This window comes from Sphingomonas sp. Ell38C01 (assembly GCF_055231975.1).
The window spans coordinates 1,114,035-1,127,879 of sequence record NZ_JBUYVA010000001.1; the positions used below are offsets into that span (position 1 = coordinate 1,114,035).

9 protein-coding genes are annotated in these 13,845 nt (G+C 70.8%); 6 read left to right on the forward strand and 3 right to left on the reverse strand.

Annotated features, from left to right (window positions below; all coding sequences use genetic code 11):
• The first annotated feature begins 79 nt into the window (after positions 1 to 79).
• The 6 genes from ACV7NO_RS05285 to ACV7NO_RS05310 all read left to right on the forward strand — a co-directional run bounded on the left by ACV7NO_RS05285 (position 80) and on the right by ACV7NO_RS05310 (position 10,180).
• The gene (locus ACV7NO_RS05285) at positions 80 to 3,178 is read left to right on the forward strand and encodes a TonB-dependent receptor domain-containing protein (RefSeq protein WP_463404972.1); all 3,099 of its coding nucleotides are present in this window, start codon (positions 80 to 82) and stop codon (positions 3,176 to 3,178) included.
• Entirely contained in the window at positions 3,178 to 4,941 is a 1,764-nt protein-coding gene (locus ACV7NO_RS05290; RefSeq protein ID WP_463404973.1) for a M61 metallopeptidase family protein, read from the forward strand. The genes ACV7NO_RS05285 and ACV7NO_RS05290 overlap by 1 nt, the downstream gene beginning before the upstream one ends.
• Positions 4,942 to 5,087: 146 nt before the next feature.
• Positions 5,088 to 7,187: an amidohydrolase family protein gene (locus ACV7NO_RS05295; protein ID WP_463404974.1), complete on the forward strand. Its 2,100-nt coding sequence runs from the start codon at positions 5,088 to 5,090 to the stop codon at positions 7,185 to 7,187.
• The gene (locus ACV7NO_RS05300; protein WP_463404975.1) at positions 7,111 to 7,584 is read left to right on the forward strand and encodes a RidA family protein; all 474 of its coding nucleotides are present in this window, start codon (positions 7,111 to 7,113) and stop codon (positions 7,582 to 7,584) included. The genes ACV7NO_RS05295 and ACV7NO_RS05300 overlap by 77 nt, the downstream gene beginning before the upstream one ends.
• 8 nt (positions 7,585 to 7,592) lie before the next feature.
• Complete coding sequence (locus ACV7NO_RS05305; RefSeq protein WP_463404976.1) at positions 7,593 to 8,873, forward strand: APC family permease; 1,281 nt, start codon at positions 7,593 to 7,595, stop codon at positions 8,871 to 8,873.
• 104 nt (positions 8,874 to 8,977) lie between these two features.
• Positions 8,978 to 10,180: a pyridoxal phosphate-dependent aminotransferase gene (locus ACV7NO_RS05310; RefSeq protein WP_463404977.1), complete on the forward strand. Its 1,203-nt coding sequence runs from the start codon at positions 8,978 to 8,980 to the stop codon at positions 10,178 to 10,180.
• A gap of 52 nt (positions 10,181 to 10,232) precedes the next feature.
• Here the strand turns inward: ACV7NO_RS05310 and ACV7NO_RS05315 are convergent, their stop codons facing one another.
• From ACV7NO_RS05315 to ACV7NO_RS05325, 3 genes are all read right to left on the reverse strand, one after another.
• Positions 10,233 to 10,715: an Lrp/AsnC family transcriptional regulator gene (locus ACV7NO_RS05315; RefSeq protein WP_463404978.1), complete on the reverse strand. Its 483-nt coding sequence runs from the start codon at positions 10,713 to 10,715 to the stop codon at positions 10,233 to 10,235.
• Positions 10,716 to 10,838: 123 nt separating this feature from the next.
• A complete protein-coding gene (locus ACV7NO_RS05320) occupies positions 10,839 to 12,344 on the reverse strand; it encodes a S10 family serine carboxypeptidase-like protein (RefSeq protein WP_463404979.1) in 1,506 nt (501 codons plus the stop codon).
• A 2-nt stretch (positions 12,345 to 12,346) separates the two neighbouring features.
• Entirely contained in the window at positions 12,347 to 13,819 is a 1,473-nt protein-coding gene (locus tag ACV7NO_RS05325) for a S10 family serine carboxypeptidase-like protein (RefSeq protein WP_463404980.1), read from the reverse strand.
• Between the last annotated feature and the right edge of the window lie 26 nt (positions 13,820 to 13,845).

Consider the following 13,845-nt stretch of genomic DNA (forward strand, 5'->3'; position numbering starts at 1 on the left):
GGTCGTGGGAGCTGTGCGACGCGATGGCCGGAAGGGCTGCGGGTCGCGCCGAGCGACGATCTTGGCCTTGGGGGTATCTATGCGTGCGACGACGAGCGGCTTGCGGGCGGTGATGATGACGACGACGGCGGTGGTCGCCGCGGCGATGACGGTGGTCGGGACGGCTGTGCCCGCGCTGGCGCAGTCCGCGCCTGCGCCGGCGGATACGCCGCCGTCGGCGGTGACGTCGGGCAGCATCGAGGCGGCGGCGGGGGCCGAGGGCGAGGACCTGGTGGTGACCGGATCGCGGATACGGCGCGCGGCGACCGACACGCCGGTGCCGATCTCGGTGATCGACCAGCAGGCGCTGACCGATCGCGGCGACGTGAGCGTCGCGCAGGCGCTGAACCGCGAGCCGTCGATCAACCGCCAGCTCGCGCAGGCCTCGGGCAGCGGCACGTCGAGCGGGAACGGCATCCAGGCGCCGTCGCTGTTCGGGCTCGGCACCGGGCGCACGCTGACGCTGGTCAACGGACGGCGGACCGCCACGACCTCGTCGGGGCTGGGCGACTCGCAGGTCGATTCGAACATCATCCCGGTCGGGCTGCTCAGCCGGGTCGAGGTGGTGCAGGGCGGCGCGGCGGCGGTCTATGGCTCCGACGCGATCGCGGGCGTGGTGAACTATATCCTCAGGAAGGATTTCAGCGGCGTCGAGGTCGACGCGCAGTCGGGCGTCACCGATCGCGGGGACTACCCGACCTATAACGCGCGGCTGACCGCAGGGACGAACTTCGGCGGCGGGCGCGGGAACATCGCGGCGAACGTCGAATGGTCGAAGACCGCGCCGCTGGCGTTCGACAGCCGTCCGCGCACGCAGCTGGGGCGGATCACGGTGCCCAACGCGGCCAACGTCAGCGCGACCGACGGCATCCCCTCCACCCGCGAGATCTTCGATACGCGGTTCTGGGAGTTCAACACGAACGGCGTGATCTTCACGACGCCCGCGCCGGTCTCGGTCTTCCTGCTCAACCGCCAGTTCGCCGCGGACGGGGCGGCGATCCAGGGGTTCAACATCGGCACCCAATACGGCGTGCCGTTCGCGTCGGGCGGGGATGGCTATGCCTATTCGAAGCTGGTCGGCACGCTGCGCACCGGGATCGAGCGCGTTACCGCCAACGTCGTCGGGCATTACGACCTGACCGATGCGATTACGCTGTCGACCGAGCTGCTCTATGCGCGCACCGATGCGCGCGAGACGCAGCAGGTGCTGTCGAACACCGTGCTGGGGAGTGCTGCGACCGGCACCGGGGCGATCACGTTCTTCAACACGAATGCGTTCCTGACCCCGGCGGCGATCGCGCAGCTGAGCGCCGTTCGCCCCGCCTTCGCCGCGGGTGCGCCGCTGTTCCTGTCGAAGGCGTTCACCGACCTGACGCCGAGCAACGACCAGATCACGCGGACCGAGACGTATCGCGGGCTGCTGTCGCTGGACGGCAAGTTCGACGTCGGCGGGCGCCGGTTCGACTGGAACGTGTCGGGCAGCTATGCGCGCGTCGACGGGCAGGTGAACGCGTGGGGCGTGGTGCTGTCGCGGTACAACAACGCGATCGCATCGGTGCGCAACGGCGCCGGGCAGGCGGTGTGTTCGATCAACGCCGATGCGATCACGACCAACGACGATGCGGCGTGCGCGCCGATCAACCCGTTCGGCACCGGCACGGTCTCCGACGCGGCGCGCAGCTATGTCTCGGCGCGCTCGGGCAGCCGGTATCGCAACGAGCAGGTCGATATCCTGGCGACCGTGGGCGGATCGCTGTTCACGCTGCCGGCGGGCGACGCGAAGATGTCCGCGACGTACGAGCATCGCGACGAGCGCGTGTCGTTCACCCCGTTCGCGGCGAACCAGGCAGGCGTTCTGGGCACCGCGGCGGTGCTGCCGCAGAAGGGGCGGTACAACACCAACGAGTTCGCGGGCGAGGTGCTGGTGCCGCTGGTCGGCGGAGACTTCACCTTGCCGCTGGTCCACGCGCTCGAGCTGTCGGGGGCGTATCGCTATGTCGACAATTCGATCGCGGGGACGGAGAGCGTGTGGAACGTCGGCGCGCGGTGGCAGCCGGTGCCCGACGTCACCTTCCGCGGATCGCGCAGCCGCAACTTCCGTGCACCGACGCTGACGCAGCTGTTCGCGCCGTCGTCGACCGCGCTGGCGGGCGGGAACCTCGATCCGTGCGACGCGGACCGGATCTCGGGCGGGCCGAACCCGACGCAGCGTGCGGCGGCGTGCCTCGCGCTGTTCACCGCCAACCCGACCTATGGCACCGGCGGGCCGGGCGGCGCGGCGGCGGGCGCGTCGGCGGCGGCGCGGCTGGCGGCGTTCCAGAATTCGGGCGAGAACTTCACGACGACGCTGGTCACCACCGGCGGCAACCCGACCCTGCGCAACGAGACGTCGAAGACGTGGACGTACGGCGTCGTCGTCCAGCCGCGCTTCGTCCCCGGACTGACGCTGACCGCGGACCGCATCGAGATCGACCTCAGCGACGGGCTGTCGGCGTTCACGACGCAGAACTTCGCGGAGACCTGCTTCGACGATCCGTCGCCGCCCGTGGGGGTGTGCAACGCGTTCACCCGACTGTCGGTCGCGACGGCGGCGAGCCAGGCGGGGTCGTACGCCACGGGGCAGACGACGACGTTCAACGCGGGCGTGATCCGGTTCCGCGGCGAGACGTACAAGGCGAATTACGCGATGCCGCTGACCGACCTGATCGGCGCGGGCTGGGGCCGGCTCGACTTCGAGGTGGCGGCGACGCACACCTCGCGGCTCGAAAGCTCGGTGACGGGGACGGTCTTCACGCGATCGGACAAGACCGGGGCGAGCCCGATCACCGGGACGGCGCAGCCCGACTGGGTCGGCCGGTTCGACGTGCGCTATGCCAATGGCCCGTTCCGCGCGACGTACGAGGCTTATTATCTGAGCCCCGTCCTCGCGCTGCCCGACGCGACGATCGAGAACAACCCGAACCCGCGGCTGGCAGGCAACACCACGCACAGCGTGTCGTTCCAGATCGACGTCAACAGCCGGATGACGTTCCGCGCGGGCGTCAACAACCTGACCGACAAGCAGCCCTCCTACCCCTCGCTCAGCTATGGCGACATCATCGGACGGTCCTATTATGCCGGTGCGAAGGTGAGGTTCTGATGCGGGGGCGGGCCGGCTGGAGTGCGATCGCCCTCGGGGGGGCGGCGATCGCGCTCGCCGTGCCCGGGAGTGCGCAGACGGCGCCTTCGGTGGCGATCGGGCTGGCGCCGGCGCCGGAAACCCGCGGGGGCGATACGATCGGGACGGTGGCGGTGACGTTGCGGTTCGATGGCGTGGCGACCGCCGCAGGCGCGCCGCTGGTGCGGTTGCCGCTGGTGGCGAGCAACGTCGATACGGTGGCAACGGTCGTGACGGACCTGCGCGCGAGCGATGCGGCGGGGCCGGTGCCGCTGACGATGCGTGACGTCGACCTGCCCGCGGAAGCGGCGCGCGATGCGCAAGGCGGGGGGCGCTCCCGCGAGTGGGTCGCGGCGCGCGCGACCAGCGGCGCGGTGACGGTGTGCTATACCGTGCCCGCGCAGGCGACGCTGCCGCCGCGCGGGCCTGCGCCGCCCTTCGCGTTCAGCAACGACGGCGCGGGGACGTCGGCGGCGGGCACGATGTTCCTCGCGCTGCCGCCGGGCGGGGTGGCATATCGCACGACGATCGACTGGGACCTGTCGGCGCTGCCGAGGGGTGCTCGGGGGGTGAGTTCGCTGGGGGCGGGGCATGTCGTCGCGCGCGAGGCGATGACGGCGGCGCAGCTGCGGATGGGCTATTACATGGCGGGGCGGATCGGGACGTATCCCTCGCCGGTGCCCGCGAGCGGGTTCTTCGCGGCGTGGCAGGGCACGCCCGCGTTCGACGCGAAGGCGCTGATGGCGTGGACGGGCGCGCTGTATGGCAAATACGCGCGCTTCTTCGGGCAGACGGTGCCGCCGCCTTACGGGGTGTTCCTGCGCTACAACCCCGTGAATGCCGGGGGCGGGGTGGGGCTGCACAACTCGTTCGTCACGACGTTCGGGCGAGGTGCCGGCAGCAACGTGGTAAAAATCCGCAGTACGCTGGCGCACGAGATGTTCCACACCTTCCAGCCCTACATCGCGCAGCCTGCGGGGCTCGAATCCTCGTGGTTCGGCGAGGGGCTGGCGACGCTCTACCAGCGCCGCCTGCCGCTACGCTTCGGGCAAATGACGCCGTCCGAGTTCCTCGACGATCTCAACATGCACGCCGCGCGCTACTATACCAGCATCATGGCGACCGCGCCCAACAGCGACGTGCCGAAGCGGTTCTGGGCGGATACGCGGATCCGCACGCTGCCCTATGATCGCGGGATGCTGTATTTCGCCACGGTCGACGATGCGGTGCGCAAGACGAGCGGGGGGAAGCGGTCGCTCGACGACCTGATGTTCGCGATGCTGGCGCTGGAAAAGGGCGGACGGACGACGACCAACGCGGACTGGGAAGCGGTGGTCCGCAAGGCGCTGGGCGACGGCGCGGTGGCGGATTTCCGGGCGTTTCTGGGCGGGCGGATGCCGGTGCCGGCGTCGGATGCGTTCGGGCCCTGCTTCGAGCGGACGACGAAGCCGCTACGGCGCTACGAACTGGGGTTCGATACCGCAGTGCTGGCCGAGCCGAAGCGGGTGGTGCGCAGGCTGGTCGCGGGATCGGCGGCGGCGCTCGCCGGGCTGCGCGACGGCGACGAGATCGTCGCGCCGGTGCCGCAGGACGGCATCCAGGGCAACCAGGCGGAGCGGATCGTGCTGAGCGTGCTGCGCGAGGGGCGGGTGTTCCCTATCACCTACCTGCCGCGCGGGAAGACGGTGGACGCGTATCAGTGGCGTCGCGTCGCGGGCGTGCCCGATACGGCGTGCGCGCTGTGATGACGATGGGATTGCCCTTTCTCCGTTCGTCTCGAGTAGATGTCGAGCGACGTCGAGACGGCGTATCGAGAGAGGGTGCGCGGTGCCGGTCTCTCGATACGGGCTCCCGGCTTCGCTCGACATCTACTCGAGGCGAACGGTTGGAGGTGGTCGGTCGGCTTCTCGCGGTGCTGCTGCTCGGCACCGCGGCCACGGCGCCGGCGGCGACGCCCGAGCGGCTGTCGGTGGTCGCGAACGGCGAGGTGGTGGGGACGCTGACGGGGACGACCGAGGGCGACCGGGTGTCGATCGACTACCGCGTCGACGACAACGGTCGGGGCCCGAAGCAGCATGAGGAGATCGTGCTGGGGGCGGACGGCGTGCCGGTGTCGTGGACGATCACGGGCACGTCGCTGATGGGCGGTGCGGTGGCGGAGCGGTTCGCGGCGGGCGGCGGGCGGGCGACATGGACGAGCCAGGCGGATCGCGGCGACGTCGCGGTGTCGGGGGCGAAGCTCTATATCGCGAACGACGACAGCCCGTGGGCGGCCGGGCTGTACGCGCGCGCCGCGCTGGCGAAGGGCGGAAGTGTCGACGCGCTGCCGGGCGGGCGCATCACCGCAACGAGGCTGCGTACGCTGGCGATCGGGGGCGTGCCCGTGACCGTCTATCGCGTCGACGGTGCGCAGCTGGCGCCCGACTATGTCGCGCTCGACGGCGACAAGCGGCTGTTCGCGCAGTTCGGCGCGAAGGGCATCACGATCCGTACGGGGTTCGAGATGGAGACCCCGACGCTTGCCGCGCTGGGCGCGGAGCTGGCGAGCGAGCGGGTGCGCGCGATCAGCGCCAGGGTCGCGCATCGGTTCGCGGTGCCGGTGCGGATCCGGGGCGTGCGCGTGTTCGATGCGGCGACGGGCAAGCTGGGGGCGCTGTCGACCGTCGTCACGATGCGCGACCGTATCGTCCAGATTCTGGCCGGTGACGGCGGCGCGGTGCCGAAGGACGAGGTGCTCGTCGAGGGGGAGGGCGGGACGCTCTATCCCGGGCTCGCCGACATGCATTCGCATTCGTCGATCGAATCGGGGCTGTTCTATCTGGCGGCGGGCGTCACGCGGACGCGCGACATGGGTAACAGGAACGCGTTCCTGCTCGACCTGATCCCGCGCATCGAGGCGGGCGAGATCGCGGGGCCGTATATCGTGCCCGCGGGGTTCATCGAGGGGCGCAGCGCGTTCTCCGCGCGCAACGGCTTCATCCCCGAGACGCTGCCGGCGGCGCTGGAGGCGGTGCGCTGGTACGCCGACCACGGCTATTTCGAGGTGAAGCTCTACAACAGCTTTCCGCCCGACTGGGTGAAGCCGGTCGCGGCGGAGGCGCACCGGCTGGGGCTGAAGGTGAGCGGGCACGTTCCGGCCTTCTCCTCGATTGACCGGGTGATCGCGGACGGGTATGACGCGATCGCGCATATCAACCAGCTGATGCTCGGCTGGGTGCTCGATCCGAAGGAGGATACGCGCACGCCGCTGCGGCTGACGGGCATGGCGCGCGCGGCGGGGCTCGACCTGGGCGCGGCGCGGGTGCGCGCGACGGTCGGGGCGATGAAGGCGCGCGGCGTGTCGCTGGATACGACCGCGGTGATCCTCGAGCGGCTGATGCTGAGCCGCGCGGGCGTCGTCGGCGACGGGGACGCGGCGTATCTGTCGCACATGCCGATCGGGTATCAGCGCTATCGCAGGCGGACCTTCGTGCCGTTGAAGGACGCGGCGGAGGACGCGCGCTATTTCAAGGCGTTCGATACCGTGCTGGCGACGATGCGGATGCTCCACAAGGCGGGCGTGCCGCTGCTGCCGGGGACCGACGACGCGACCGGGTTCACGCTCCAGCGCGAGCTGGTGCTGTATGCCAGGGCGGGGATCGCACCCGCCGATGCGTTGCGAGCGGCGACGCTGGGCGCGGCCGAGTATCTGGGCGATACCGCGACGCGCGGGACGATCGCGCGTGGCAAGGCGGCGGATCTGGTGCTGGTGGCGGGCGACCCGACGCGCGACATCGCGGCGGTGACCCGGCCGCGGATGGTGATGCGATCGGGAACGGTCTATTTCCCGTCCGAGATCTACACCGCGCTGGGCATCGCGCCGTTCGCGACGCCGCCCGCGATGCGCGTGCCCGTCATTCCCAAAGGAGATACCCATGATCCCGGCGCGTTCGCCCTTTTCGGTACTGGGTTCGGTGCTGGCGCCGATCCTGACGCTCATCTCGACGAGTGAGGCGGCGGCGCAGCAGGCGCCGGTGTTTCATGCGCGCCCCGGATCGAGCGCGCCCTTCTCCCTCGCGGTGCGGGCCGGGGACCTGATCTTCCTGTCCGGGCAGATCGGCGCGAACGCGGACGGGACGATCCCGCCGGCGATCGGGGAGCAGGCGAAGGCGGCGATGGACAATGTCGGGGCTGCGCTCAAGCTGGCGGGGGCGACGTTCGACGATGTCGTGAAGTGCACCGTGATGCTGGCCGACATGGCGACATGGCGCGATTTCAACACAGTGTATGTCGGCTATTTCAAGCCCGGGCGGCTGCCGGCGCGCAGTGCGCTGGGCGCGAACGGGCTGGCGCTGGGCGCGGGCGTCGAGGTGGAGTGCGTCGCCTACAAGCCGCTGGCGAAACGTTGACGGGGGCGTTGACGGGGGCGTCGCTCCATCGGGGGGTCGGGCTGACCGGGGTCGTCATGTTCGGCGCGGGGACCGCGATCGGGGTGTCGATCTTCTCGGTGCTGCAACCCGCGGCCGAGGTCGCGGGATCGGGGCTGCTCGTCGCGATCGCGCTGGCGGCGGTGCCGATGGTGGTGTTCGCGACGGTCTATGCGTGGCTTGCCTCCGCGCTGCCGGTGTCGGGCGCGTCGTACGAATGGCCGCGGCGGTTCCTGTCGCCGTTCGCGGGGTTCGCGATCGCGTGGCTGCGCATCCTGGGCAATGTCGGCGCGCTGGTGGTGCTGGCGCGGGTGCTGACCAACTATCTGGGGATGGCGTTCGCGATTCCGGCGACGCCGGTGATGGCGGTGGCGATCACGCTGGTGTTCGCGCTCAACTATCTGGGGGTGGCGGTCGCGGCGCGGGTGCAGACCGCGCTGATGCTGATGCTGATCGTGGTGCTGGCGGTGTTCGTCGGCGCGGGTGCGCCGATCGCGAGTACGTCGATGATCGGCGACCTGGGGACGGCCGGCGTGCTGGCGGCGGTGCCGCTGATGATAAGCCTGTTCCTTGGCATCGAATCCGCGGTCGAGATCGGCGAGGAGGTGCGCGACGCCAAGCGGACCATTCCGCTGGGGATCCTGATCGCCGTCATCCTGACCGCGACGATCTATGCCGCGGTGGCGGCGACCGCGCTGGGGCTGATCGGGCCCGCTGCGCTGGCCGCGAGCAAGGCGCCGCTGCTCGACGCCGCGCGCGCGCCGCTGGGGGGATGGGCGCTGCCGGTGATCGTGGGGGCGGCGACCATCTCGATCCTGAAGACGATGAACGCGACCGCCCTGGTGTTCTCGCGGAGCATCTTCGCGATGGCGCGCGCGGGGGTGTTTCCGGGCGCGCTCGCGGCGATCCATCCGCGGTTCGCGACGCCGCACCGCGCGATCGGGCTGTGCTATCTCTTCGCGATGGCGGGGCTGCTGCTGCCGTCGAGCCTCGTCTTCCTGCTGCTGGCGGTGAACATCCCGACGATGCTGAAATACCTCGCCTGCTCGCTGTGCGCGATCCGCGTCGCGGGGCACCGGCCGGAGATCGTTGCGCAGGCCTCGCTGCGGTTCGCGCCGCGGTTCGTGACCGCGGCGGGGTGGCTGGCGGTGGCGGCGGCGATCGCGATCATCGTCGCGGGTGTCGAGGCTGACTGGCGACCGTACCTGCTGGTCGCGGGATGGTTCGGGCTGGGCGCGATCTATTACCGGGTGCGTGGCAAGGCGCGGTGACGGGGCAAGATTATGCGCGGGCACGGGGTTGGCCGTGGCACTTCGGATAACAATCCTGCCCCGCGGCGCTATCCTTCGAGGCCTTGGGGGAGCGATCGCCGGCCGTGACGACTGAGTACCACGCACCGGGCGACAGCTATGCCCAATGGGTCCGCCGGACGGTGGCGCGCGCACGGACGAGCGGCGGGCGGCTGGTGCCGCTGTTCGACAGTTCGGTGCCCGAGCCCGCGGCGTTGCTGACGCAGGCGGTGGCGGCGGCGTTCGCTGCGCCGGTCACCACGCGCTACGTCAGCGCGTTCAGCGGGGGCAATCCGTTCGTCGTCGATCACCTGGCGGCGCGCTATGGCGTCGATCGCGATCAGGTGTTGTGCACGACGGGGGCGACGGGGGCGCTGTCGCTGATCTACCGCGCGCTGGTGAAGCCGGGCGAGCACATCCTGGTCGAGACGCCGGGGTTCGACCTGTTCGCGGACATCGCGTACGAGAACGGCATCGCGGTGGACCATGTCGTCCGCGCCGCGCCGCGGTTCGGCATCGACGTGGCGGCGATCGCGGCGGCGCTGCGCCCGACGACGCGGCTGGTGGTGGTGTCGAACCTGCACAACCCGTCGGGCATGGCGATCGACCATGGTGACCTGGTCGCGCTCGCGCGGCTCGCGGAGGCGCGGGGGGTGCTGGTGATCGTCGACGAGGTGTATGGCGACTATGCCGACGCGCGGACGCGGCCGTGCCCCGCCGCATCGTTGTCGCCCAGCATGATGAGCGTCAGCAGCCTGACGAAGATCTATGGGCTGAGCACGCTGCGCTGCGGCTGGATCGTCGGCGCGCCCCACGTGATCGCGCCGATCCGCGACCTGAGCGAGCGGTTCGAGTTCGGGGTGTCGAACCTGTCGCATGCGGTGGCGGCGCTGGTGCTGGAGGATGCGCCGCGGTTCGATGCGTGGTCCGCGGGCGTCGTCGCGGCGGCGCGGCCGGTGTTCGCGGCGCATTTCGCGGACTGGCGCGCGGCGGGGCTGGTCGAGGGGGTGGTGCCGGAGTTCGGGTGCATCGCGTTCCCGCGGCTCGTGGGGATCGACGACACCGCGGCGTTCGCCGACTGGCTGGCGGCGCGATCCGGCGTGATCGTGGCGCCGGGGGAATATTTCGGCGCGGCGGGGCATGTGCGGATCGGGTTCGCGCAGGATCCGGGCGAGCTGGGCGAGGCGCTGGCGGCGGTCGCGGCGGGGATGCGGGCGTATCGGGGCGGCGCGCGGCGGGATGGGCCAGACCTCGTCACCCCGGCGAAGGCTGGGGTCGCTGGCGGATAGGATCGTCGTCCCTCGGGACGGGAGATCCCAGCTTTCGCCGGGATGACGGGGGTTACAGCGCCCGGTTGCCGCGGACCGGGAGCGCCGTCGTGTACTTCATCTCCGCGAGCGTGACGGTGGACTGGATGTCGATGACGCCGGGGAGCTTGAGGATCGTCTTGAAGATGAACGCCTGATACCAGTCCATCGACGGCGCGATGACCTTGATGAGCAGGTCGCGGTCGCCGAAGATCGAATAGGTTTCGAGGATCTCCGGCGTGAGTTCGAGCTTGCGGAGGAAGTCGGCGCGCTGTTCGTCCGTCAGCGTCGCCATCTTGAGCGTGGCGAAGATGAACAGGCTGGGGCCGAACTTGCGGCGATCGACCAGTGCGACCTGCGCGGTGATATAGCCCTCGTCGCGAAGCCGCTGGAGCCGGCGCCAGCACGGCGACTGCGACAGCCCGACCTTGTCGGCGAGCTCGCTGGTGGAGAGCGACGCGTCGCGCTGTACCTGTTCTAGGATACGGATGTCGATCGTCGATAGTTCTTCGCTCATCGGGATAGATTATGCGGGTTCGGTGGAAGGGCAAGCATTGATTTGCCCGTGCATGCCGCCGGTAGCACGTTTCCCGACCTCGCTCGAAACGAACGGATGGGGGGCTGGGCGGGGGTGATCCGCTTACCGCTTCGGCGTGGTCACGAACCGGCGGACGGCGTCGTTGAACGCGGCGAGGTTCTCGGGTCCTTCGTACACGCCGTGCGGGCCGGCGAGGGTTACCGCGGTCAACCGTTCGGCGGGGATGCCGGCCTGGTCGAGCGTGTAGCGCGCCTCGTAGGCGGGCGTCGTCAGATCGTAATAGCCCGCGCTCCAGAACAGGCGCAGCTTCGGATCGGCGCGCATCGCCTCGGCGACGTAGCGGATCGTGTTGAGCTTCCAATCCTGCTTCCAGGCTGCGTTGGCGGAGAAGTTGATCGCGATATAGGGCTCGGTCGCGGGGAATTTGAGCGTCTGCGTCAGGTACGCGCCGAACGCGGGATTGGGGACCGGGCCGATCTCGGCGGGGGTCAGCGGGCGTTCGCCGGGCTTGCGGTTCGTCGGCATGACGTTGAGCGCGGGATCGTCGATCGCGCCGTCCTGGCCGGGCGCGAGCGGGCCCGTGACGCGGACGTCGAGCAGGCCGGTGCGCAGGCCCCTGTCCTTGAGGATCGTGAACATCCAGTCGTTCTTGGCGACGCGCAGGTCGCGTTCGAGGATCAGCGCGGGCGGCACGCCGATCATCGCGCTCATCCGCTCCGCGATCCGCTGCCGTTCGGCGAGCGGCAGGCTGGAGCCGCGGATCAGCGCCATCGCATAATCGGTGCGCGCGAAGTCGACCCCGGCCTGATAGGCCTGCTCGACGGTGCGTCCGCCGCGTGTCGCTGGGCTCCAGTGCCACCAGCCCGCCGCCATCGTCGGCAGGCTGGCGATGAAGGGCAGGTCCGGCCCGTCGGTGCGGCCCACGAGCGCGACGAGGAGAACGCCGTCGAACGACAGCGCGTCGCGGATCTTCATCAGCGCGCCCGCGCGCGAGGTGCCGTAGCTCTCGCCGATCACGTAGCGGGGCGAGGCCTCGCGGCGATGGACCCTGAGCCAGTCGCGGATCGCCTGCTGGACCGAGGCGGCGTCGCTCTCGCCGGTGTACCACTGCGTCGCGTCGACGCCGGGCCAAGCACGGCTGACGCCGGTGCCGACCGGATCGATGAAGACGAGGTCGACCGCGTCGAGCAGGCTCCGCTCGTTGTTGACGAAGGCGTTCGCGCCCGTCTCGCTGCCCATGAACGCCTGCGGGCCCGCCTTCACGGACTCGGCGCGGATCATCGGGCCGAGCGCCTTGGTGTTGAGCGGGGCGGAGGCGGCGCCGGGGCCGCCGTTGAAGCTGAACAGGACGGGGCGCTTGGCCGGGTCCTTCACGTCCTCGCGCACATAGGCGATCGTGACGATCGACGCGCCGGGTTTGCCGTCGGTGCCGGTGACGGCATGATCCTCGACGATCGCGGTATAGGGGACGTCCTTGCCCGCGAACCGGCCGACATGGTGCGTCTCGGCGCGGCGGAGCTGGGGCGTGGCGGGCGTGGTCTGGGCCGCAGCGGGAAGCGCGGCCCCCGCGAGCAGCAGCGTGGCGGCGAGGTGCAGGATCGGTCGCATCGTCATTTCCCCGGGATTCGTGTGGCGACGAGCGCCGTGATGTCGCGCGACAGCGCGCGGCGGGCGGCGGCGTCGCGGTACATCATGTGGCCGCCTTCGTAGCAGCGGAAGGTGACGCGCGGCGCGAGCGGCTGCGGGAGCGACGCGACGAGTTCGCGGTTCGCGGCGCAGCTGCTGTAGCTATCGTAGAGGCCGGTCGCGACGAGCACGCGCAGCGCGGGGTCGATCGCCATCGCCTCCGCCGCGCCGGGGAGGGGCGGGCCGAGTTTGGGCGGGCCGTCCGCGGCCTTGCTGGCGCGCGCATATTCGGCGGCGACCTGTTCGGGCGTCATCTTCGCGGTGGACCAGTCCCAGCGTTCGCCGGGGCCTTCCGGGACCGTGCCGGTGGGGGCGAACCCGGCGGCCATCGCCTCGATGCCGAGATAGGGCAGGGTGGTGCGGTAGCCCAGCGCGCCGCGCAGGTCCGCGACCGCGCGGTCCTCCGCGATCGGGGGATCGGCGAGACGGCGCATGTCGAACATGTTTCGCGGCGCGACGTCGGTGCCGAGCGCCTGGCGATAGGCGCGCGGGGTGAAGCGCAGCGTCTTCGCGTCGATCTTCGCGGCGGGCATGCCCGTGTAGGCGGACAGCTGCGCGATCACCGCGGCGCGGGCGGCGGGGGCGAGCGCGTCGGGGGCGTCGAGCGCGGGACGATAGGTGGTGCGCGCCCAGCGTTCGGCGGTGGCGCGTGTCGCCTCTGGGTCGCCGGGGAGGCGGCCGAGCGCGTGCGCGGTCGCGGTGAGGTCCGCGACGTGGAGCGCGGTGGCGAGCGTCGGCGGGACCGCGTCGGGCAATGTCAGCGCGCCCGAGACGAGGACGAGGCCGGCGACGGGGATCGCCTGCTTCTCGAGAAGGTACGCGACGTTGGCGGCGCGTGCGGAGCCGAAGCTCTCGCCCATCAGGTAAAGCGGGGCAGCCTCCGCGGCGTGCGCGACGCGCCAGGCGCGGACGAACTCGGCGAAGGCGCGCGCATCGGCGGGGGTGCCATAGAATTCGGGGGCGTGCTCGGGCTTCGCGAGGCGGCTGAACCCGGTGCCGACCATGTCGACCAGCACGATGTCCGCGGCGGCGAGCAGCGTGTCGTCATTGTCGACGAGTGCGCGGCCTTCGAGCCTCTTCGGGCCGGCGAACTCGTAGTGGAGCGTCGCGGAGGGGGCGCCGGGGCCGCCGTTCCAGATGAACACCAGCGGGCGGGGCGCCGCGTTCGGGACGGGGGGCGTGCGGTACGCGACGTAGAACATGTGCGCGTGGGGCACGCCCGTCTCGACGTCGCGGATCGCGATGCGGCCGGCCTCGGCGGTGTAGGCGAGCGGCCTGCCTGCGACGCGCGCGGTGTGGCGGGTGACGACGGGCGGTTCCTCGAACGGCGTCGACTGCGCACTGGCGGCGGTTGCCGCGAACAGCGCGGCGAGCGCGATCCGTCCCGTCGATGCCATCTGACGCTCCCCCATGCTGCCCCGTC